General features: G+C 67.9%; 22 protein-coding genes. 17 read left to right on the forward strand and 5 right to left on the reverse strand.

Annotation, left to right across the window (positions count from 1 at the left end; genetic code table 11):
- Window positions 1-64 precede the first annotated feature (64 nt).
- The 16 genes from AC1DDO_RS05735 to AC1DDO_RS05810 all read left to right on the forward strand — a co-directional run bounded on the left by AC1DDO_RS05735 (window position 65) and on the right by AC1DDO_RS05810 (window position 15,657).
- On the forward strand, window positions 65-1,171 hold the full coding sequence (locus tag AC1DDO_RS05735) for a Gfo/Idh/MocA family protein (RefSeq protein ID WP_476971597.1): 1,107 nt from the start codon (window positions 65-67) through the stop codon (window positions 1,169-1,171).
- The gene (locus AC1DDO_RS05740; protein ID WP_476971598.1) at window positions 1,168-1,977 is read left to right on the forward strand and encodes a hypothetical protein; all 810 of its coding nucleotides are present in this window, start codon (window positions 1,168-1,170) and stop codon (window positions 1,975-1,977) included. The genes AC1DDO_RS05735 and AC1DDO_RS05740 overlap by 4 nt, the downstream gene beginning before the upstream one ends.
- 172 nt (window positions 1,978-2,149) lie before the next feature.
- Window positions 2,150-3,475 (forward strand): ABC transporter substrate-binding protein, encoded by a 1,326-nt coding sequence (locus AC1DDO_RS05745; RefSeq protein WP_441408009.1) that lies wholly within the window; start codon window positions 2,150-2,152, stop codon window positions 3,473-3,475.
- Window positions 3,476-3,486: 11 nt separating this feature from the next.
- Window positions 3,487-4,446, forward strand: a complete 960-nt coding sequence (locus AC1DDO_RS05750; RefSeq protein ID WP_476869643.1) for a carbohydrate ABC transporter permease — start codon at window positions 3,487-3,489, stop codon at window positions 4,444-4,446.
- Window positions 4,446-5,339 carry a carbohydrate ABC transporter permease gene (locus tag AC1DDO_RS05755; protein ID WP_441408011.1) on the forward strand — a complete coding sequence of 298 codons (894 nt, stop codon included), beginning with the start codon at window positions 4,446-4,448 and terminating at the stop codon, window positions 5,337-5,339. The genes AC1DDO_RS05750 and AC1DDO_RS05755 overlap by 1 nt, the downstream gene beginning before the upstream one ends.
- Window positions 5,340-5,427: 88 nt before the next feature.
- Complete coding sequence (locus AC1DDO_RS05760; RefSeq protein ID WP_441408012.1) at window positions 5,428-6,177, forward strand: sugar phosphate isomerase/epimerase family protein; 750 nt, start codon at window positions 5,428-5,430, stop codon at window positions 6,175-6,177.
- Window positions 6,174-7,292, forward strand: a complete 1,119-nt coding sequence (locus AC1DDO_RS05765) for a Gfo/Idh/MocA family protein (RefSeq protein ID WP_476971599.1) — start codon at window positions 6,174-6,176, stop codon at window positions 7,290-7,292. The genes AC1DDO_RS05760 and AC1DDO_RS05765 overlap by 4 nt, the downstream gene beginning before the upstream one ends.
- A gap of 9 nt (window positions 7,293-7,301) precedes the next feature.
- On the forward strand, window positions 7,302-8,519 hold the full coding sequence (locus AC1DDO_RS05770; protein ID WP_476971600.1) for a Gfo/Idh/MocA family protein: 1,218 nt from the start codon (window positions 7,302-7,304) through the stop codon (window positions 8,517-8,519).
- Between the two features lies 1 nt (window position 8,520).
- Complete coding sequence (locus AC1DDO_RS05775; protein WP_476971601.1) at window positions 8,521-9,516, forward strand: sugar phosphate isomerase/epimerase family protein; 996 nt, start codon at window positions 8,521-8,523, stop codon at window positions 9,514-9,516.
- 10 nt (window positions 9,517-9,526) lie between these two features.
- Window positions 9,527-10,390, forward strand: coding sequence for a 3-keto-disaccharide hydrolase (locus AC1DDO_RS05780; protein WP_476869648.1), 864 nt, complete (start codon window positions 9,527-9,529; stop codon window positions 10,388-10,390).
- A gap of 2 nt (window positions 10,391-10,392) precedes the next feature.
- On the forward strand, window positions 10,393-11,295 hold the full coding sequence (locus AC1DDO_RS05785) for a TolB family protein (RefSeq protein ID WP_476971602.1): 903 nt from the start codon (window positions 10,393-10,395) through the stop codon (window positions 11,293-11,295).
- A complete protein-coding gene (locus tag AC1DDO_RS05790; RefSeq protein WP_476971603.1) occupies window positions 11,288-12,322 on the forward strand; it encodes a Gfo/Idh/MocA family protein in 1,035 nt (344 codons plus the stop codon). Before AC1DDO_RS05785 ends, AC1DDO_RS05790 begins: the two co-directional genes overlap by 8 nt.
- A complete protein-coding gene (locus AC1DDO_RS05795; protein ID WP_476971604.1) occupies window positions 12,315-12,797 on the forward strand; it encodes a heme-degrading domain-containing protein in 483 nt (160 codons plus the stop codon). The genes AC1DDO_RS05790 and AC1DDO_RS05795 overlap by 8 nt, the downstream gene beginning before the upstream one ends.
- Window positions 12,798-12,826: 29 nt before the next feature.
- Window positions 12,827-13,363, forward strand: a complete 537-nt coding sequence (locus AC1DDO_RS05800) for an N-acetyltransferase family protein (RefSeq protein WP_476971605.1) — start codon at window positions 12,827-12,829, stop codon at window positions 13,361-13,363.
- A gap of 88 nt (window positions 13,364-13,451) precedes the next feature.
- Window positions 13,452-14,168 (forward strand): DsbA family oxidoreductase, encoded by a 717-nt coding sequence (locus AC1DDO_RS05805; protein ID WP_476971606.1) that lies wholly within the window; start codon window positions 13,452-13,454, stop codon window positions 14,166-14,168.
- 166 nt (window positions 14,169-14,334) lie between these two features.
- The gene (locus tag AC1DDO_RS05810; RefSeq protein WP_476971607.1) at window positions 14,335-15,657 is read left to right on the forward strand and encodes a nicotinate phosphoribosyltransferase; all 1,323 of its coding nucleotides are present in this window, start codon (window positions 14,335-14,337) and stop codon (window positions 15,655-15,657) included.
- Between the two features lie 102 nt (window positions 15,658-15,759).
- On the opposite strand, the gene AC1DDO_RS05815 is transcribed toward AC1DDO_RS05810, so the two are convergent.
- The 4 genes from AC1DDO_RS05815 to AC1DDO_RS05830 all read right to left on the reverse strand — a co-directional run bounded on the left by AC1DDO_RS05815 (window position 15,760) and on the right by AC1DDO_RS05830 (window position 18,990).
- Window positions 15,760-16,596 (reverse strand): ABC transporter permease, encoded by an 837-nt coding sequence (locus AC1DDO_RS05815; RefSeq protein ID WP_476971608.1) that lies wholly within the window; start codon window positions 16,594-16,596, stop codon window positions 15,760-15,762.
- On the reverse strand, window positions 16,593-17,537 hold the full coding sequence (locus AC1DDO_RS05820) for an ATP-binding cassette domain-containing protein (RefSeq protein ID WP_476869655.1): 945 nt from the start codon (window positions 17,535-17,537) through the stop codon (window positions 16,593-16,595). Before AC1DDO_RS05820 ends, AC1DDO_RS05815 begins: the two co-directional genes overlap by 4 nt.
- A gap of 32 nt (window positions 17,538-17,569) precedes the next feature.
- On the reverse strand, window positions 17,570-18,415 hold the full coding sequence (locus tag AC1DDO_RS05825) for a DUF4097 family beta strand repeat-containing protein (RefSeq protein ID WP_476971609.1): 846 nt from the start codon (window positions 18,413-18,415) through the stop codon (window positions 17,570-17,572).
- Window positions 18,416-18,501: 86 nt separating this feature from the next.
- Window positions 18,502-18,990 (reverse strand): histidine kinase, encoded by a 489-nt coding sequence (locus AC1DDO_RS05830; RefSeq protein WP_476971610.1) that lies wholly within the window; start codon window positions 18,988-18,990, stop codon window positions 18,502-18,504.
- 239 nt (window positions 18,991-19,229) lie between these two features.
- Here AC1DDO_RS05830 and AC1DDO_RS05835 point away from each other — a divergent pair, with 239 nt between their 5' ends.
- Window positions 19,230-19,898 carry an alpha/beta fold hydrolase gene (locus tag AC1DDO_RS05835; protein ID WP_476971611.1) on the forward strand — a complete coding sequence of 223 codons (669 nt, stop codon included), beginning with the start codon at window positions 19,230-19,232 and terminating at the stop codon, window positions 19,896-19,898.
- 6 nt (window positions 19,899-19,904) lie between these two features.
- On the opposite strand, the gene AC1DDO_RS05840 is transcribed toward AC1DDO_RS05835, so the two are convergent.
- Window positions 19,905-20,588 carry a DNA alkylation repair protein gene (locus AC1DDO_RS05840; RefSeq protein WP_476971612.1) on the reverse strand — a complete coding sequence of 228 codons (684 nt, stop codon included), beginning with the start codon at window positions 20,586-20,588 and terminating at the stop codon, window positions 19,905-19,907.
- Window positions 20,589-20,739: the final 151 nt, after the last annotated feature.

A 20,739-nucleotide genomic window follows, 5' to 3' on the forward strand; every position in this document is an offset into this window, starting at 1 on the left:
GGATCACCGGGCCGGGCAGTCCGGCCTCCACCGGTCACTGCAGGGACTACGAAGGGTGTGGAAGTTGTCTAGCCAAGAAAAAGCGGCACTGGCGCCGCTGGGGGTGGGGATCCTGGGAGCAGGGCCCGTAACGCAGGCGATCCACCTGCCATCCCTCGCACGACTCCGGGACATCCTGGAAGTCCGGCACATCATGGACGTCGACCCGGCGGTAGCGGAATCCGTCGCCGCAAGGGTCGGGGCGCGCTTCAGCACCAGCATGGACGAACTGCTGGCCGATCCCGGGGTCGAGATCGTCGCGATCTGCAGCCCCCACCAGTTCCACGCCGTCCAGGTGATCGCTGCCTGCCGGGCCGGAAAGAAAGCCATCCTGTGCGAAAAGCCTTTCGCCATGAACGGCGAGGAAGCCGCAGCCATCGCCGCCGTGTCCGCCGAAACAGGTGTGCCGATCATCGTCGGGGCCATGCACACCTTCGACCCGGGCTGGCTGGCCGCGGAGGCCGCCTGGGGCGGCCTGCCGGACCAGGTCCACACCGTCCGGTCCTCGATCGTCCTGCCGCCCAACCCCCGGTTCGAGGACTTCGCGACCGAGATCGTGGGCCGCACTCCCCCGCCGCCGGCGAGCGCTGGCGCACTCGCTGACGATCACGCCGCTAACATTGCCGCCGAGAAGGCCAAACTGATCGGCGGCGTCATGGGCCTGGCCATCCACGACCTCCCGCTGGTCCGCCGGTTTGTCCCGGAGTTCGCGTCCGTCGAGGTGCTGCACGCCCAAACCGTCCTGCCGTTCGGCTACGTCATCTCCCTACGGGCGGGAAACGTGGTCATTGAACTGCGCGCCGCCATGAACGGCACCTGGGAGCCGTCCTGGACCTTCGAGGCCATCGGTGATGACGCGTCACTGTCCATTGATTTCACACCGTCCTACGTCCACGCAGGCTCGGCAACGGCCCGGATCCGGACCGCTGCCGGCACCACTGTCCTCGGGCCGTTCGGCCACAACGGTTACGAGGGAGAATGGCGCAAACTCGCCGACATCGCCCGCGGCACCGGAACGGCCCCGGACCCGGAGACGCTGATCCACGACCTGGAATTCGCCCTCGCGATCGCCGACGCCGCCGCCGCCCGCGTCGATGCCGGCGACGCCGCTTTCGAGGAGGCCCGCTCATGACAACCCCGCTTCTCGTCCAGGCCGGGCCCGGCGCCGAACAAGCCGGTACCGTCGGCGCCGTCGTCGCTTCCCTGCCTGTTTCCTTCGCCCCGGCGGATGGCCGGCCCGACGTCGTCGCGGTCGCCGGCGTCCCCGGCTGGACCACCAGCGCCACCGCAGCAGTCCGCAGCGGCGTCCGCGGCGTCGTCGTCGTTGATCCCGTGGCCGAAGACACCGCGGCACTGGCCGCGGCTGCAGCCGAGGCGGGCACCACCGTTGTCCTTGACCAGGTCTGGGCCGGAAACCCCGCCCTCGCCCAGTCCCGGGCCGCGGTCCGGACCGCCATCGCCGATGCCCTGGCCGACGCCGTGCTGCTGGACTCCGTGGCGTGGGGCGCCCCGGGGACCGACCCGGAGCTCCTGCTCACCCGGCACCTGGCGGCAGTCCTGGCCTGCGGCGTCGAACTGGCCGGCCTGCGCGTCATCCAGCGCAACGCCAACGGCTACACCGTGATCGGCAGCCTCCCCGGCGGCGCACCGGCAGCCCTGCAGGGGATCACCACTTCCTCGGTCCCGGCGACGGCCGCCGTTTCCATCCTGACCTCCACCGGACGGGCGGACATCACCCTGCCCGACGCCTCAGCGGGCTGGCCGGCGGAGGTCCGCTCGGTCACCTCCGACGGGGCCGCCACCTTCCCCACCATCTACGAATCGGCCCACCGCCACAGCTGGAGGCGGCTCCGCGCCGCCGTCGACTCCGGCGCCCCGGAAGCCGATCTGGACCAGTTCGCCGCCCTGACCGCACTCGTCGGGCAGCTCCACGACTAACCCGCACTACTTCTACCACTGCACCACTTCAACAACTGCACTACTTCAATCACTGCACCGCTTCAATTACTGCACCGGCACTAACTGCACCGCCAGCAACACCTTCCGCATCAACTCACTGTCGAGAAGACCGGCCCGCGACGTCGCGGACCGGTCACGAAAGGAAATCATCGTGACGATCAAGTCCTCTGTTACCTCCACCGCTTTCTCCCGCCGGGGATTCCTGGGCTTTGCCGCAGCCGCGGCCAGCGCCCCCCTCCTCGCAGCGTGCGGCGGCGGCTCCGCATCCCAGTCCGGGGGCGGCAGCGGCGTCATCAAGTTCTGGGACATGCCGTGGGCCACGCCGGCCTACAACGACGCCGCTAAGAAGATCGCAGAGGGCTACGCACCGGCCTCGGGCAACCTCAAGGCCAGCTACCAGACCATCCAGTGGGCGAACTTCTACCAGACGTTCTCCTCGGCCATCGCCTCCAAGACCGGACCGGCGGTGTCCACCGGCGGCGGCTTCCAGGCCTTCCAGTTCGAGCAGCAGGGCCAGATCGCCTACGCGGACAAGGTGGTGGAGGAACTGAAGAAGAACGGCCAGTTCGATGACTTCCTGCCGGGCGTCCTGGAGCCATTCAAGGCAGACAAGGGCTATGTTGCCGTTCCGTGGCAGCTCGACATCCGTCCGCTCTGGTACCGCAAGTCGCTGTTCGACCAGGCCGGCGTCGCGGTTCCCACCGACTGGGCGTCCCTGCTTGAGGCCGGCAAGAAGTTCAAGAGCATGGGCGCCGTCGGCTTTGCCACGGGCTCCGGCGCCGGCAACAACATCGGCAACCACCTGATGATCATGATGATGCTCAACAACGGCGGCGGCGTGTTCACCCCCTCCGGTGAGCTCGATGTCATGAACGACCGCAACGTCGAGGCCGTCGAATTCCTGCTGGAACTGGTCTCGAACGGCATCATCGACCCCGCCGCGGTCAGTTACACCTCGGACAACCTGAACGCCCAGTGGAAGAACAAGAAGGCCGCGTACGGCATGTTGACGCTGGGAGTTCCCGAGCGTGTTGGCGACACCTCCGGCGACCTTGTGGTCGCCAGCCCCATTGCCGGCCCGCACGGGGACAAGGCCGCCCTGATCTTCCCGAACAACATCATGATGTACACCAACACCCCCTCCCAGGCGTCGTCCGAGGCCTTCCTGGTGGCCTACATGGGCCAGCTCAAGACGCTCTGGCAGCAGAAGCTCATGAACGCGCTCCCGGTGTTCAAGTCCATCACCGAGCTTCCCGAGTTCACGTCCGATCCCAACAACGTCAAGATCGTCAAGGAGTACGTGCCCATCGCGAAGACGTTCGCCGCCCAGGGCACGACGCTCAACGCCAACCTTGCCGTCCTCGACGGCGGCCAGGCCCTCAACCAGTTCACGCAGACCATCCTCACGGGCAAGACCGACGCGAAGTCGGCACTGCAGACCTTCCAGTCCGGGCTGCAATCCGTGCTGAAGAAGTAAGCGGCGCTCCAATGGCATTGACCACAGCCCAAACCGGCCTGAGCCGGGCCCGCCGGGGCGTTGCCCCCGGCGGGCCGGGGAAGCCCGTCAACCGCAAGAGCAAGCTCAGTTCGCAGACCCGCAAGACTTTCTTCTGGCTGCTGCTGCCCTCGGTCGTCCTGCTGATCCTGATCCACGGCTACCCCCTCATCTACGCCGGCATCCAGGCCACGCACGACGGCTCCCTCCTGGAGACCGGCCAGTTCGTCGGACTGGAAAACTTCGCCACCGTCCTGGCCTCCGAGGCCTTCTGGAAGGCCGCGCGCTTCACGCTGCTCTTCACGATCGTGGGCGTCTTCGGCTCCTGGCTCCTGGGCCTTGGCCTGGCCCTGCTGCTGCGCACCAAAATCCCCGCCGGCGGCACCTTCAAGGTCCTGCTGCTGCTCCCGTGGGTGGTGCCGATCGTGGTCTCCTCCACCGCCTGGAACTGGCTGGTGGGCACCCCGGACAGCCTCGTCCCGAGCATCTTCCGGAACCTCGGACTGGGCACCCCGCTTTTCCTCGCCGACCCGACCCTCGCCGCGATCACGGTCATGGTCTTCAAGGTCTGGGTCAGCTTCCCCTTCATGATGATGATGACCTCGGCAGCCCTGGCCTCCGTGGACTCCACCGTGTACGAGGCCGCCAGCATGGACGGCGCCACCCGCTGGCAGCAGTTCAGCCAGATCACCCTGCCGCTGATCGCCCGGTCCACCTACATCAGTTGGATCCTCATGACGATCTTCTGCGTCAACGACTTCCCCACCATCTACCTGCTCACCGGCGGCGGACCCGTGGACGCCACCACCTCCCTGGTGGTCCTGGCCTACCGGACCGTCTTCCAGGACTTCCAGACCGGACCCGGCGTCGCGATCGCCTTCCTCATGACCATCACCCTGGTAGTGGTCTCGGTCATCCTGTACCGCCAGATCCGAAAGTCGAGCGTCGAATAATGAGCGCAGTCCTCCACGCCCACCCCGAGTCCGGCCCCGCCCTCGGCGTCGCCGACACCGGCAAGCCCCGCCGCACTCTCTCCGAGGCAGGCCTGCGCGGCCGCTGGTGGCGGTTCACCGCCATCCTGGCCATCACCGCGATCATGCTCGTCCCGATCATGGTGACCGTCCTCCTCGCATTCACGCCCGGACCGAACAGCACCGCCACCGGGCTGACGTTTGAGAACATCAGCAACGTGTTCTCCAAGACCCTCGCCGCGACCTGGCTGCAGAACAGCCTCATCACCACCCTTTCCACCGTGGTGGTATCGGTGGCCGTCGCCGCACCGGCCGGATATGTCCTCTCCCGCGGCCGGTCCAAAGCAGTCTCCGGCTATTCCCTGCTCTTGTTCGTCATGCAGTCCCTGCCCATCATCACCTCGGTGGTGCCGCTGTTCATTTTGTTCGCCGGCATGGGCCTGGTGGACAACCTGATGGGCCTGACCATCATCTACGTCGGTTCCACCATGACCGTTGCCACCTGGATGATGGCCGCCTACTTCGATTCCATCCCGATCAGCCTCGAGGAGGCCTCCTGGATCGACGGCTGCTCCGTCTTTGGCAGCTTCACCAAGGTAGTGCTTCGCAACTCCCTCCCGGGCGTGCTCTCCACCGCGATCTTCGCCTTCCTGCTTGCCTGGAATGACTACCTCGTGGCCATCGTGTTCCTGCGCTCCAACGAAATCTTCACCCTGCCCATGGGCGTCCAGTCCTTCTTCCAGCAGAACCAGACCGACTGGTCCGGGGTCATGGCCCTGGCCGTGATCATGATGCTCCCGCCCATCATCGTCTTCGCTACCCTGAACAAATACTTCAGCGTCGGCGGCATCGGCGGCTCCCTCGCCGGCCGCTAGGCCCCATACCCACATCAGCTTCACGTCCGACGCCGGACGCCAAGGCCGGCCCCAGACTTCCGAAACAGACTCCCAGTAAAGGATTCCCGTGTCTTATTCATTGCAGCTGTACACCCTCCGCAACGCCATCGCCGAAGACCTGCCCGGCACCATTAAGAAAGTGGCCGAGCTCGGTTTCACCCAGGTTGAGCCCTACAACTTCGTGGCGACGGCCGCCGTGCTCGGCGCCGCCCTGAAGGAAAACGGCCTGACCGCCCCGTCCGGCCACGCCCCGCTGCTGAGCCAGGACCAGGACGAGATCTTCGCCGCCGCCAAGGAGCTGGGCATCTCCACGGTCATCGATCCCTACCTCCCGGCCGAGCACTGGCAGTCCGCCGAGGACATCCAGGCCACCGCCGCAAAGCTCAACGCCGCCGCCAAGAAGGGCGCCGAATACGGCATCCGCGTCGGCTACCACAACCATGCCTGGGAACTGGAGTCCAGCATCGAGGGCCAGACCGCCCTGGAATACTTCGAAGGACTCTTGGACCCCGAACTGGTCCTGGAAGTGGACACCTACTGGTCCGCCGTCGGCGGCCAGGACCCGGTGGCGCTGCTGAAGCGCCTCGGTGACCGCGTCAAGTTCATCCACATCAAGGACGGCCCCGTCTCCACGGACACCAAGGCTCAGCAGCCGGCCGGCCAGGGCAAGATCGCCGTCTGGGATGTCATCAACGCCGCACAGTCCCTCGAAGTCGGCGTCGTGGAATTTGACGACTACTCCGGCGACATCTTCGACGGCATCACCCAGAGCCTGGACTACCTGAACGCCGGGGCAAGCGAAGGAGCACGGGCATGAGCACCCCTTCCACGCGGAAAGGCCCGGTGGGCGTCGCCGTCATCGGCGCCGGCAACATCAGCAAGCAGTACCTGGACAACCTGACCGTCTTCCCCGACCTCAAGGTCCACGTCATCGCCGACCTCTTCGAAGACGCCGCCGAGGCGCGGGCCAAGGAATACGGCATTGCCGAATGGGGCGGCGTGGACGCCGCCCTGAACCACCCCGACGTCGAGATCATCGTGAACCTGACCATCCCCGCTGCCCACGTGGAGGTCGCCACGGCCGCCGTCAACGCCGGCAAGCACGTCTGGACGGAAAAGCCATTCTCCCTGGACCGCGAATCGGGCCTGGGCCTGCTGAAAGCGGCCGACGCCGCCGGGCTGCGGCTCGGCTGCGCCCCGGACACGTTCCTGGGCGCCGGGCTGCAGACCGCGCGGCGGCTGATCGAGCGCGGCGACATCGGCACCCCGCTGACCGCCATGACCACGTTCCAGACCCCCGGCCCGGAATCCTGGCACCCCAACCCGGCGTTCCTGTTCCAGTACGGCGCCGGCCCCCTGTTCGACATGGGCCCCTACTACCTCACCGCCCTGGTGCAGACCTTCGGCTCCATCCGCAAGGTCGCCGCCGTCGGGTCCAAAGCCAAAGAGGTCCGGGTCATCGGCTCCGGCCCCAAGGCCGGCGAGGAATTCACGGTCGAGGTCCCCACCCACGTCTCCGCCATAGCCCAGTTCGAGTCCGGCGCGTCCTCCCACAGCGTCTTCTCGTTCGAGTCGCCGCGGCTGCGGATGGGCTTCGTGGAGATCACCGGCACCGAGGCCACCCTCTCGCTGCCGGACCCGAACTACTTCGACGGGGACATCAAGCTCTGGCGCGCCGGAGACGAGGACTGGACCATCATCCCGGCCACCGGCCCCAGCCAGGGCCGCGGCATGGGCGTACTGGACATGGCACGCTCCATCCGCGCCGGCGTCCCGCACCGCGCCACCGGCAACCTCGCGTACCACGTCCTGGACACCATGGTCTCGATCTCGGAGTCCGTGGAATCGGGAACATTTGTGGACGTCGAAAGCTCCGCGCCCGCCTCCGCAGCCCTCCCCGAGGACTGGGACCCGACCGCCTCAACACTCTAGGAACCCGCAATGAACCCCCACGAAACCACCCCCGGCCAGCCCGCCGGTTCACGCTTGGGTGTGGCCATGATCGGGTACGCGTTCATGGGCAAGGCCCACTCGAATGCCTGGCGCAACGTTGCCAGCTACTTCGACGTCCCGGCCTTCGAACAGCGCGTGCTGGTCGGACGCGACCCCGACGGGGTGGCCGAGGCCGCAGCCAAGTACGGCTGGGCCGAGTCCGCCACGGACTGGCGCGCGGTGATCGCCCGCGATGACATCCACATCATCGATATCTGCGCGCCGGGCTGGATGCACGCAGAGATCGCCATCGCCGCCCTCGCCGCCGGCAAGCACGTCCTGGTCGAAAAGCCGCTGGCCAACACCCTCGCCGAGGCCGAAGCCATGGCGGACGCGGCCTGTGCCGCAAGGAGCCGGGGTGTGCAGTCCATGATCGGCTTCAACTACCGCCGGGTCCCGGCCCTGGCGCTGGCCCGGGAACTGATCTCCGAAGGCCGCCTCGGCACGGTCCGGCACGTCCGTGCCGCGTACCTGCAGGACTGGCTCGTGGACCCGGACTCGCCCATGACCTGGCGGCTGAACAAGGAAACCGCCGGGTCCGGGGCGCTGGGCGACATCGCCTCCCACGCGATCGACCAGGTGCTGTTCCTCCTCGGTGACCAGGTCACCGAGGTCTCCGGCCGACTCCACACTTTCACCTCGCAGCGCCCCGGCGCTGCCGGGCTGGAGGACGTGACGGTCGACGACGCCGCCTGGGCCACGCTGAGCCTCGCCTCCGGGGCCATCGCCTCGGTGGAGGTCTCCCGGGTGGCCACCGGGCAGAAGAACTCGCTCAAGCTGGAGATCTACGGCGACAAGGGAGCCCTGCTGTTCGATCTGGAGGACCTGAACGAGCTCGGCTTCCTCGACGCCACGCTGCCGGTCCGCGAGCAGGGCTTCCGCAGGATCCTGGTCAACGAACCCGAGCACCCCTACGTTGACGCGTGGTGGCCGCAGGGCCACGTGATCGGCTGGGAACACACGTTCACGCACGAGATCCGCGACTTCCTCCTGGCGGTGGGCAACGGAACCCAGCCCTCGCCGTCGTTCGAGGACGGCCTGACCGTCCAGCGGATCCTGGCCGCCGTCGAAGAGAGCGCCGCGGCCAAGAGCTCGCTCATCCAGCTCACCCCGTCCATCCCTGCCCCCCAGACCCCTGCCATCCAGACCCCTGCCGAAAGAGCCTGACATGCCCCGCCCCTACACCCTGTTCACCGGCCAGTGGGCCGACCTGCCCTTCGAGGAAGTCGCCAAGTTGGCCTCCGGCTGGGGTTACGACGGCCTGGAGATCGCCGTCTCCGGCGACCACCTGGACGCCTGGCGCTGGGACGAACCCGGCTACGTCGAGTCCAAGCTCGCCGTGCTTGAGAAGTACAACCTCAAGGTCTGGGCCATCTCCAACCACCTCAAGGGCCAGGCCGTGTGCGACGACCCGATCGACTTCCGGCACGAGGCGATCGTCGGGGCCAAGGTGTGGGGCGACGGGGACCCCGAAGGCGTCCGCCAGCGCGCCGCCGAGGAAATGAAACACACCGCCCGGCTCGCCAAGGCCCTCGGCGTGGACACCGTGGTCGGGTTCACCGGCTCCTCCATCTGGCAGTACGTCGCGATGTTCCCGCCCGTCCCGGAGAAGGTCATCGAGGCCGGCTACCAGGACTTCGCCGACCGCTGGAACCCCATCCTGGACGTCTTTGACGAATGCGGGGTCCGCTTCGCCCACGAGGTCCACCCCTCCGAGATTGCCTACGACTACTGGACCACCGTCCGGACCCTCGAGGCGATCGGGCACCGGGAGGCGTTCGGCCTGAACTGGGACCCGTCCCACTTCATGTGGCAGGGCATCGACCCCGTCTCCTTCATCTGGGACTTCAAGGACCGGATCTACCACGTGGACTGCAAGGACACCAAGCTCCGTCCCACCGGCCGCAACACCGTCCTGGGCTCGCACCTGCCCTGGGGCGACCCGCGCCGCGGCTGGGACTTCGTCTCCGCCGGCCGCGGGGACGTGCCCTGGGAATCGTCCTTCCGCGCCCTGACCGCGATCGGCTACGACGGCCCCATCTCCATCGAGTGGGAGGACGCCGGCATGGACCGGCTCCACGGCGCCCCCGAGGCCCTCGCCGCGCTCAAGAAGTTCGACTTCCCTGCCTCGAGCACCTCCTTCGACGCCGCCTTCAAGCAGTAGGGATCAGTTCATGTCAGGCATTGAAACGCCCGACGGCGGCGACGGCTTTGTCCCGCTGTTCGACGGCACCAGCCTGGCTGGCTGGCGATCGGTACCCCGCGTCTATGGCACCGAGTATCCGGGCGGTCCGGCCCTCTCGGACCGCTTCGCCGCCCTGGGTCTGACCCCGCCCGTGGAACCCGAGAAGCACCCGGCCCGCTGGTTCGTCGAAGACGGCGTCCTGGTCGGCGAGCAGGACTCCCCGGGCAGCGGCTACGGCGGCTACCTGGTGAGCGAGCAGGCATTCGGCGACTTGGAACTCGTGCTCGAAATGCGCCCCGACTGGCCCGCAGACACCGGCGTGATGATCCGGCGTCGGCCAGATACCTGGGAAGGCTTCCAGGTCTTGGTGGACCACCGTCCCTCCGGCGGTATCGGCGGGTTCTTCGGCAACGGGCTGGCGAGCTTCTCCGCCGTCCCCTTCGCCGTCAACGTGGCCATGGACGCTGACGGGCGGCCCACGGGTTTGATTGCGGACAACCCGGCCACGTCGGTGGAGCCTGTCACGGAAGAAAAGCGTGCCCGGCTGAGCCACGCGGCCGACGTCGAGGACTTCCTCAACGTCTGGCGCTGGGACGGCTGGAACGAACTGCGCATCCGCTGCGTCGGCGCCCTGCCGGTCATCACCACCTGGGTCAACGGCCTCAAGATCGCCGAACTGGACACCGCTACGCTGGACTCGCCGAACTACAACCCGGCGGATGTCCTGGGAGTTCTCGGAGAGCGCGGACACATCGCCCTCGAAGTCCACGACAACGACTCCATGTTCGGCGAGGCCCGCTGGGGCAAGGGCGCGCAGTGCCGCTGGCGGAACATCCGGATCAAGGAGCTCTGACCATGCTGCGTACCCTTCAGCCCGGCCAGCGCTGCGAGATCTGGATAGCGTCCGTCACAGGCGAATCCGAACTTGTCTACAGCACGGACGAGATCCTCCTCGAAGCGCCCAACTGGACCCTTGACGGTTCGGCCCTCATCCTCAACGGGGACGGGAAGCTGTGGCGGTTTGAGTTGCCCGGCCGGAGCATCAGCCAGGTCCCGCTGACCGGCATCCCCGACCTCAACAACGACCATGTCCTGGCGCCCGACGGCACCGGCATCTTCCTCTCGGCGAACGACGGCCACATCTACCGGGCCGCTTTGAGTGGGGGTGCGGCGGAGCGGATAACCGACGACGACGGCTCCTTCCACTTCCTGCACGGCGTCAGCCCGGATGGATCCGAGCTGGCATACGTCGGCATCGAGGCCGGCGACTTTACGCAGCCGGGCCGCCTCAGGACCATTCCGTCCGACGGCGGCGCTACCGCCGGCGTCGATGTCGGCCCCGGCCATTGCGACGGGCCGGAATACTCGCCCGACGGAAAGTGGCTCTACCTGAACACGGAGTCCTTCAGCTCGCTCCCCGGCCACGCCCAGCTTGCCCGCGTGCAGGTAGACGGAAGCGGATTCGGACGCCTCCTTGAGAGCGAAACCGTCGACTGGTTCCCCCATCTCTCTCCTGACGGACAGCTGGCCAGCTACGTCCGCTTCCCCGCCGGCACGGAGGGCCACCCCGCGGACCTGCCGGTCGACGTCGTGCTGATCTCCACCGGCGGCTGGACCGCCCCCGTCCACACCTGGCCGCTGTTCGGCGGGCAGGGGACAATGAACGTCAACAGCTGGTCGCCGGATTCCGCGCGCTTCGCGTACGTCGCCTACCCTCTCGCCAACACCGACACACCAAAGGACCAAGCACGTGACTAATCAACCCACCGGCACCTCTGACGGCCGCATCCGCTGGGGAATCCTCGGCACCGGATTCATCGCGGGGCTGCAAACACAGGACCTGAACGAGAACGGCTTCACCGTCCAGGCCGTCGGCTCCCGGACCCTGGATTCGAGCAAGGCGTTCGCTGAAGAGTACGGTGTGGCAACCGCGCACGGCAGCTACGAGGACTTGGTGGCCGACCCGCTGGTTGACGTGGTTTACATCGCCACGCCGCACCCGTTCCATCACGCCAATGCCTTGTTGGCCTTGAATGCCGGCAAGCATGTGCTGGTGGAGAAGTCGTTCACCATGAACGCCCGCGAAGCCCAGGACATTGTTGACTTGGCGGAATCCAAGGGGCTCGTGGCGCTGGAAGCCATGTGGTCGCGATTCCTCCCGCACATGATCCGCATCCGCGAAATCATCGCGGAAGGCACTATCGGCGAGGTCCGGAAGGTGGTCGCCAGCCACAACCAGAGCCTGCCCAAGGACCCTGCCCACCGGCTGAACGATCCTGTGCTGGGCGGCGGAGCGCTGCTGGACCTCGGCATCTACCCGGTCTCCTTTGCGTTCGACATCCTGGGCACCCCGGAGACCATTCGCGCCAGTGCGTCCATGACCGCTACCGGGGTAGACCGGCAGACTGCAGCCATCTTTGAATATGTTGGCGGTCAGCAGGCCATTGTGGACTGCGAACTGGACGCCGCCAGCTCCAACCGGGCCATGGTCATCGGGACCGAAGGGTGGATCGATATCGAATCCACTTGGTACAACCCCACGCCCTTCACCGTTCATGCCGTGGATGGCAGCGTTGTTGAACGCTATGAGCAGCCTGTCACCAGCCGCGGCATGCAGTACCAGGCCGCCGAACTGGAAGGACTGGTCAGCGAAGGCGTAACCGCCGGCACCATCCTTCCGCCCCGCGAATCAGTGGCCATCATGGCAGCAATGGACGAGATCCGCCGCCAGATCGGCCTCAGCTACAACGCCGACGCCGCAACGGGGCGGAGCGCCCGTGACTGACACGGCCACATCCCGGCTCGCCGAACTGCAGCAGCACGAGGAAGAACTCGTCTTCCCCGGCTTCGACCACAACGACGCCTGGCGCCTCGGCTCACTCATCGCCTCCCGGGCCGTGGCCGCGGCCCATCCCGTGGCTATCGACATCCGGCGCCACAACCTGGTCCTCTTCCGCTGTGTCCTGCCCGGAGCCACCGCCGACCAGGAGGAATGGATCCGCCGCAAGGCGGCGAGCACCCTGCGTTTTGAACGCAGCACGGCCCTGCTCGCCGAGGAGTTCGCGTTCAAGGACTTCGACCCCACGCAGGGCGGGTGGCTCGCCCCCGAGGACTACACGCTGGCTGGGGGCTCGTTCCCCATCCGCGTCCGGGGCACGGGCGTCGTCGCCGCCGTGACGGCATCCGGGCTGTCCTCCGACGACGACCACCGGCTCGTGATCGAGGCCATCAGGGACTACCTCACGACAGTCACCGTTTAGGTCTGTGGGCACGGACTAGGGTTTTAGCCATGACGCACCAGATCAGGACAGCAACCGCGGACGACGCCGGCAGGCTGGCCGCCCTCGCGGCCATCACCTTCCCGCTGGCGTGCCCGCCCGAATCCCGGCCCGAGGACATCGCCGCGCACATGGCCAACACCCTCAGCGAGACCCACTTCCGGGCCTACCTGGCCGATCCCGACGTAACGGTGCTGGTGATCGACGCCGACGGCGACCTCCGCGGCTACAGCCTGCTGGTGGCCCGCCCCACCCGGGACCCGGATGTGGCCGCGGTCCTGAGCGAGCTGCCGTGCACCGAGCTCAGCAAGTGCTACGTCCACCCGGACCACCACGGGCTCGGCGCCGCGGCCGAACTGATGCACGCCAGCATCGGCTCGGCCGCGGAGGCCGGGGCCCGCGGACTCTGGCTCGGCGTGAACAGCCAGAACACCCGGGCCATCCGGTTCTATGAGAAGTCCGGCTTCCGCAAGGTCGGCACCAAGTCCTTCCAGCTGGGCACCACCGTGGAGCACGACTTCGTGATGGAGCGCCGGGTCGCGCCGTGAGCGCGGGCCTTGGAGTCTGTGAGAGGCCGTGACGAAGCCGACACGCCCGCCGGGGAATGGACCCTGTGCCGCCGGAGTTATCGCCCACATGAAGATTGAGATCTGGTCCGACGTCGCCTGCCCCTGGTGCTACATCGGCAAACGCCGTTTCGAAACCGCCCTCGCGGCCTTCCCGCACCGCGATTCGGTGGACGTGCAGTGGCGCAGCTACCAGCTGGACCCCACGCTCCCCGATCACTACGACGGCACAGAACTGGACTACCTGAGCACGCGCAAGGGCATGGCACCGGCGCAGGTCTCGCAGATGTTCGAGCACGTCGCGGCCCAGGCCAAGGGCGAGGGGCTGAACTACCGGTTCGACGCCGTCGTGGTGGCCAACAGCTTCACGGCCCACCGGCTGATCCACCTCGCCGCCGCCCACGGCCAGCAGGACGCCGCGAAGGAACGCCTGCTCAGCGACCACTTCGAACACGGCAAGGACATCGGCAGCCAGGACTACCTGACCGCCCTCGGCCTGGATCTCGGGCTCGACGCCGGCGAGCTGGCGGAACTGTTCAGCACGGACACCTACGCCGACGCCGTCCGGCACGACATCGCCGAGGCCCGCGCCCTGGGCATCAGCGGCGTCCCGTTCTTCGTGATCGACCGGAAGTTCGGCCTCTCCGGCGCCCAGCCTGCGGAGACGTTCACCGCGGCCCTGGAGCAGGCCTGGCAGGACAGCCACCCGCTGGTCATGGTGGGTGCTGCCGAGGACGCGGCCGCGGAGGCGGCCGGCGAGTGCGGCCCCGACGGCTGCCCCGTCTGAGCCCAGCCTGAACCCGGCCCTCTAGCCGCCGTCTGAACCCCGCGCTCTCCCCGCCGCCGCCGTCGAACTCGCCGGAAGCGTGCGAGTACGCCGGAAGTTTCCGGCGACCCCGCAGCTTTCCGGCGAACTCGCGGCCCTCACGGCGGTCCCCGGCCTAGAGTGAATCATGGACACATCGGCCGGCCCGGGCGGACGCCGGACCTCCCTGTTTACCGACCACTATGAGCTGACGATGTTCCAGGCGGCTCTGCACTCCGGGACGGCACACCGCCGGTCCGTGTTCCAGGCCTTTGCCCGCGGGCTGCCGGCCGGGCGCCGGTACGGGATCGTTGCCGGCACCGGCCGGCTCCTGGAGGGAATCACGGATTTCCGCTTCGACCAGGACGACCTCGATTTCATCGCCAGCACCGGCGTGGTCCAGGATGCCACGCTGGAGCAGCTGGCCGCCTTCCGGTTCTCCGGCGACATCTGGGGATATCCGGAGGGTGAGGCCTATTTCCCGCACTCCCCCGTCCTGATCGTCGAATCGACCTTCGCGGAGGCCTGCGTCCTGGAGACCTACGTCCTGTCGGTGCTGAACCATGACAGCGCCGTCGCGTCGGCCGCATCCCGGATGACCAGTGCCGCCGGCGGCAGGCCCTGCCTGGAGATGGGCTCCCGCCGTACGCACGAGGAAGCGGCCGCCGCCGCGGCCCGCGCGGCCGTGATCGCCGGCTTCGCCGGCACGTCCAACCTGGCCGCCGGGCGGCGTTACGGCCTCCGGACGGTGGGCACCGCGGCCCACTCCTTCACGCTGCTCCATGACTCCGAGCGGGACGCCTTCGCGGCTCAGCTGGCCTCACTGGGGCCCGGAACCACGCTGCTCGTGGACACGTACGACGTCGAGGCGGCGGTCCGTACCGCCGTCGGCCTCGCCGGAAATGGCCTCGGGGCCGTCCGGCTGGACTCCGGAGACCTCGTGGCCCAGGCGCGGTGGGTCCGCGAACTCCTGGACAGTCTGGGCAATGTGCACACCAAGATTGTGGTCACCTCGGACCTGGACGAATTCTCCGTCGCCGCGCTCCGGGCCGCGCCGGCCGATTCCTACGGCATCGGCACCTCGCTGGTCACCGGGTCCGGGGCGCCGACGGCCGGCATGGTGTACAAACTGGTGGGCCGCGCCGATGACTCCGGTGAGCTCGTGGCCGTGGCGAAGACGTCCCCGGACAAGATCAACATGGGCGGCCGCAAGTTCGCGGTGCGCCGCCTGGATGACAGCGGCGTCGCCACCCACGAGGTCCTCGGCGTGGGCCACCCCCCGGCCGACGGACGGACGGGGCGCCCCCTCCTGCAGCAGTTCATGAAGGACGGTGAAATCCTGCCCGGCTGGACCGGGCCGGCCGCCGTGGACCGGGCCCGGGAGCGGCACACGGCGTCCATGGCCGAGCTGCCCCGGATAGTGGACCGGCTGCAACCGGGCGAGCCGGCCATCCCCACCATCTACGAGTAAGGCCACAACACAACGGGCGGCCGCGATGACTCGCGACCGCCCGCTGTTATCGGGTGGGGCCTGGTGTTATCGGGTGGGACCTGTATCTCGTGGGACCTGGGCTTAGCGCACAGACTTCCGCTCGTAGATCGCCGTCGACCAGGCGTAGCCGCCGACCGCGATCACGACGCACCATCCGATCGCGAGCACCGGGCTCCAGCCGAGCGGGGTGCCGAGCAGCAGCCCGCGGATGGTCTCGACGAACGGCGTGAACGGCTGGTACTGCGCGAACCACTGCAGCCACTCCGGCATCGACTCGGTGGGCACGAAGCCGCTGCCGAGGAAGGGCAGGAAGGTCAGCAGGAGGGGCCAGTTGCTGGCTGTCTCCACCGACTTCGCCTGCATGCCCATGGCGACCCCGAGCCAGCTGATCGCGTACGCGATGAGCACGAGCAGGCCGGCGGCGGCGAGCCACTCGATCGGTCCCGCCGTCGGGCGGAAGCCGATCAGCAAGCCGACGCCGAGCACCAGCGCGACGGCGATGATCGCCTGGATGGTGTTGCCAAGCACGTGCCCGGCGAGCACCGCGGCCCGCGAGATGGCCATGGTGCGGAACCGCGCCGTGATGCCCTCGGTCATGTCCATCGCGACCGTCGTCGCGGTGCCGCCGGCGCTGCCTGCGATGGTCAACAGCAGGATGCCCGGCATGATGTAGGCGACGTACGCGTCCCGCCCGCCGGCCGGATCGGCACCGGGCAGTCCGGCCCCGAGCGTGCCGCCGAACACGAAGACGAAGAACAGCAGGAGCACCACCGGCCCCATGATGGTGAACACGGACAGGCCGGGGTAGCGCACCATGTGCAGCAGGTTGCGGTGCAGCATGGTCGCAAAGTCGGCGACGACGTGCGACTGCCGGCGGGTGCCGGGGGCGGCCTGGCGCTGGGCGGTGATGGTGGTCATGACTCGGTTCCCTTCGTGTCGATCCGGCCGGTGAGCGCGAAGAACACGTCATCGAGGTCCGGGGTGTGGATGCTGAGGTCATCGACGTCGACGTCGGCCGCATCGAGGCGGTCCAGCACGGTGCGCAGCGTGCCCACCCCGCCGTCGCTCGGTACGGCGAGCGCGAGCCCGGCGTCGTCGCGGGCAGACCCTTCGAGGAGCCGCGAGGCGGTCTCGAGCGCCGCGGCGTCCGCGAACCGGAGCCGGATGTGCCCGCCGGGCACCAGGCGCTTAAGTTCGTCGGGCGTCCCCTCGGCGACGATCCGGCCGCCGTCGAGCACGGCGATGCGGTCCGCGAGTTCGTCCGCTTCGTCGAGGTACTGGGTGGTCAGCAGGACGGTGGTGCCGTCCGCGACAAGGCTGCGGACAATGTCCCACATGGTGTGGCGGCTGCGCGGGTCCAGGCCCGTGGTGGGCTCGTCGAGGAAGATCACGCTCGGTGTGGCGACGAGGGTCATCGCGAGGTCGAGGCGGCGCTGCATTCCGCCGGAGTAGGTGGCGAGGGGCTTGCGCGCAGCCTCGACGAGGTCGAACTGCTCGAGCAGCTCTGCCACCCGGGCCTTGGAGCGTTTCGCCCCGAGGTGGCGCAGGCGTGCCATCAGCAGCAGGTTTTCCTCGCCGGTGAGGAGCTTGTCCACTGCGGAGAACTGGCCGGTGAGGCCGATCGCGGCGCGCACGCCGTCGTGGTTGTGAACGACGTCGTGCCCGTTGACGAACGCCGTGCCGCCATCGGGCCGCACGAGCGTGGACAGGATGTGCACGGTGGTGGTTTTGCCTGCGCCGTTCGGGCCGAGCAGCGCTGTGACGGTGCCCGCGTTGACGGTGAGGTCGACGTCGTCGAGTACGGTCTTTCCGCCGTAGGACTTCCGCAGTCCATGGACTTCGATTGCTGGGGTGTTCATGTGATTCGTTCCCTTCCGTTGGATGCCCGGGGTCACCGGGCGCGCTGGATGTGGATGTTGCCGTGCTGGGTGCGCGCACGCACTTCGACCGTCTGCACGGACGCGTCGGGAGCGCTGTCGCCAGCGAGCTCGTTGCGCACGTGCCCCTCTTTCGAGGACAGGTCTAGCCAGGCGGGGACGCCGGGCCGCACGCCGATGGTGACCTGGCCGAAGCCGCTCTCGACCTGGATGGAACCGCTTGAGACCTCTTCCAGCTGGATGCTGCCGTACGCGGTCTTCGCCGCAACGGAGGCGAGCGCCTTCGTGATTTCAAGGTCGCCGTACGAGAGCTTGGCGTCGAGGTCGCCGCCGGACTGGCCGACCATGATGGTGCCATGCGAGGCCTTGAGGATCGCGTCTCCGGTGACGGTGCCGACCCGTATCTGACCGTGGTCGGCCGTGATCTCGATCCCACCCTCGGCGGTACCGAGGGTCGCGTTGCCGTGCGAGGCACGCAGCCACAGGTCGCCGGTGGTGTCGACATCCACACGGCCCATGGAGCTCTTGATGCGGGTTGCGCCGAGGCGTCCCACCGTGCGCACGCCGCCGACGGCGATCTCGGCAGTGAGCCGCGACCCCGCCGGCAGTTCGACTTTCACGTCGACCGACTCGGTGGGGCCGAACCAGCTGAGGCGGGGCCGCGGGCCCACAATGGTGAGCCGCTGGCCGTCGAAGTCGACCGTGGTCTCCTCCGCGCCTCGGCGGTCGACCGTCTTCTCAGGGTTGGTCGCCGATACGGTCACGACCGTGTCGGCGCGGTCACTGGCGAAGACTTCGATCCCGCCGACCTGCAGGTTGATGGCCAGGTCGATTGGGGCGGTGGTGTTGTAAGTGGGCATGCTGAAGTTACCTTTCTCTGCGCGTGTTCGTACTACCCCGCGGGTTCGCGTGGTTGGTGGGTGGTGAGTGTGGTGGGCTGGGCGGGTTAGCGGGCCCAGCCGGCGAAGTTGTCACCGGTGCGCAGCGTGCGCTGCGCGGATCGTCGTTGCTTGGGCTGGATTGCGGCTGCGATCGCACGGACCAGCCAGGTGTTGACGGACATGCCGTCGGCCGCTGCCGCTTCGTCCACCCGCGCCTTGAGCGCGTCCGGCAGGCGGAGCGTGGTGCGCGAGGTGCTCACGTCGTCGAGGTCGACAGTCGCAGCGGGCCGCTCATCGTTGTCAGCTTCGGTGTTTGGCTGGGTAACTACAAACTCGACCTCGCGTCCGCGCAGCCGAATGTCAACCGATCCGGGTGCGAGGTCTCGCGTAATCTCGCCCGCGGCGGCCGACAGAACGTCCAGCAGCACCAGCCGCGCCGCGGCAACGAGTCCGCCGACGAGCCGCTCGGCGACGGCGCGGGTGTCCTCCGTGCCGTTCTCCGCGGCATCCACTAGCTGGCGTTGAAGGTCGATGACGTACTGTCCGAGTTCCATGAACACCATGGTGACACCAGAGTGGTGTCACGTCAAGCATTTGTGGTGTCACTCGTTGCGGGATGTGCGTCCCCGCTGCGGTGAGGGTCGCTTGCAGGGGTGCCGTGTCCCTGCGGACGGGGTAAGAATGGGGAGATGAGATCGGCGTTGAAACGAAATCGGTCCAATGGCCGCCGCATGCTAGTCCGGGACCTGGGTCCCGCCGTCGGCGTTTGGCTCGGCGTTTGGCTGGTACTTCAGTGAGCGCGTTCGTGCTGGTACCGGGAGCGGGCGGCTCAGCCTGGTACTGGAGCCGCGTCGTTCCTTTGCTTCAGCAGGCCGGCCACGAAGCCCTGGCGGTCGATCTGCCCGGCGACGATGAAGGCGCGGGGCTCCCTGAGTACGCCCGGCTGGTTCTCGAAGCCATCGGCGGGCGCCGCGACGTGGTCCTCGTTGCCCAGTCGCTGGGTGGCTTCACCGCCCCGCTCGTGTGCGAAAGGGCTTCTGTCAGAGGCCTCGTCCTGGTGAATGCGATGATCCCCGTACCGGGCGAGACCCCCGGCTCCTGGTGGGACGACACCGGCTGGGCCGCAGCGCAGCAAGACGCTGCGAAGGCCCACGGGTACAGCACCGAGTTCGACGCAGACACCTACTTCCTGCACGATGTCCCGCCGGAGGTCGCGGCCGAAGGGGCACCGTATCAGCGCCCGGAAGCAAACGCTGTCTTCGAATCGGTATGCGACTTTACGGGCTGGCCCGATATCCCCACGAGTGTACTTGCCGGGGAGGCAGACCGGTTCTTTCCAGTGGATTTCCAGCGACGGATCGCCCGCGAACGCCTCCACGTGGAGCCTGACGTCGTGCCCGGCGGGCACCTCATCGCCCTGGCAAACCCCGACGGCGTGGCCAACTACCTGCTGCGGCGTTGAACCTTCTTACGTGTCCTGCTGGCGGCGCACCATCTCGGTGATCCAGATAGGCGCGAAGGGAGAGGTGCAGTTCGGCGGTGTCGGGTAGTCCTTGAGCACCTCCAGGCGCTCACCGATGTCGAGCGCACGGGCGCGGTGCCCGGCGTGCTCGATCCCGATCTGGGCCAGGCAGTGGTTCATCGCCCACTGCAGGCGATCCGGGGCGTCTTTCATCTCCGCCTCGATGACATCCAGCAGTCCTGCGAGGTCGAGGTCCCCGGGCTCCTTCGCCACGCGTTCGGTGGTCAGCGCCCAGCCGGCACTCGCGACCACAGGATCCGGATCCGCGGACCAGGCGACGCGCAGCGCTTCGGCGTGCGGGTTCTTCTTCACCACGTAGTTCACGAGCCAGTCGTGGACCTTGGGGATGCGCGCCTCGCGCACCATGGCGTCCAGTTCGTCACGCTCGAAGGCCTTCGGGCGGCAGACCAGGATGGCCAGGAGTCTCGCCGCCGTGTCATCGGTCTTCCAGAGCTGCCGGGCGAGTTCCTGCTGGGTCTTCAGCCGCTTCGCGACCGCGCGCAGTTTGCTGAGGTTCACACCGTGGTCGTCCCCGTGTCTCTCGTTCACCGCGCGTGCCCGCGGGTCCTCGAGCGCGGCCAGCTCGGCCATTACCCCGGCCACCGTCGTCTCCGTCAGCGTCTCCGCCATCTCAGCCTCCTGTCCGTCACGTGTGGATTCAGCCTACGACGGACCTCGGCCTCCTGACGCCACCGTCACGCCTACCATCGAGCCGTCCGCCATCGCAGAGTGGCCGGTGCCCGCCCTTGCCCCCAGCTGTTCACCGGCGCCCGGTACCCTG

It is taken from the genome of Arthrobacter sp. 10N43 (assembly GCF_056394525.1).

Coding starts and splice junctions, on each gene's coding strand:
- AC1DDO_RS05740 (WP_476971598.1), top strand. CDS start 1,168: ATGACAACCCCGCTTCTCGTCCAGGCCGGGCCCGGCGCCGAACAAGCC.
- AC1DDO_RS05750 (WP_476869643.1), top strand. CDS start 3,487: ATGGCATTGACCACAGCCCAAACCGGCCTGAGCCGGGCCCGCCGGGGC.
- AC1DDO_RS05755 (WP_441408011.1), top strand. CDS start 4,446: ATGAGCGCAGTCCTCCACGCCCACCCCGAGTCCGGCCCCGCCCTCGGC.
- AC1DDO_RS05765 (WP_476971599.1), top strand. CDS start 6,174: ATGAGCACCCCTTCCACGCGGAAAGGCCCGGTGGGCGTCGCCGTCATC.
- AC1DDO_RS05770 (WP_476971600.1), top strand. CDS start 7,302: ATGAACCCCCACGAAACCACCCCCGGCCAGCCCGCCGGTTCACGCTTG.
- AC1DDO_RS05775 (WP_476971601.1), top strand. CDS start 8,521: ATGCCCCGCCCCTACACCCTGTTCACCGGCCAGTGGGCCGACCTGCCC.
- AC1DDO_RS05780 (WP_476869648.1), top strand. CDS start 9,527: ATGTCAGGCATTGAAACGCCCGACGGCGGCGACGGCTTTGTCCCGCTG.
- AC1DDO_RS05785 (WP_476971602.1), top strand. CDS start 10,393: ATGCTGCGTACCCTTCAGCCCGGCCAGCGCTGCGAGATCTGGATAGCG.
- AC1DDO_RS05800 (WP_476971605.1), top strand. CDS start 12,827: ATGACGCACCAGATCAGGACAGCAACCGCGGACGACGCCGGCAGGCTG.
- AC1DDO_RS05805 (WP_476971606.1), top strand. CDS start 13,452: ATGAAGATTGAGATCTGGTCCGACGTCGCCTGCCCCTGGTGCTACATC.
- AC1DDO_RS05810 (WP_476971607.1), top strand. CDS start 14,335: ATGGACACATCGGCCGGCCCGGGCGGACGCCGGACCTCCCTGTTTACC.
- AC1DDO_RS05815 (WP_476971608.1), bottom strand. CDS start 16,596: ATGACCACCATCACCGCCCAGCGCCAGGCCGCCCCCGGCACCCGCCGG.
- AC1DDO_RS05820 (WP_476869655.1), bottom strand. CDS start 17,537: ATGAACACCCCAGCAATCGAAGTCCATGGACTGCGGAAGTCCTACGGC.
- AC1DDO_RS05825 (WP_476971609.1), bottom strand. CDS start 18,415: ATGCCCACTTACAACACCACCGCCCCAATCGACCTGGCCATCAACCTG.
- AC1DDO_RS05830 (WP_476971610.1), bottom strand. CDS start 18,990: ATGGAACTCGGACAGTACGTCATCGACCTTCAACGCCAGCTAGTGGAT.
- AC1DDO_RS05840 (WP_476971612.1), bottom strand. CDS start 20,588: ATGGCGGAGACGCTGACGGAGACGACGGTGGCCGGGGTAATGGCCGAG.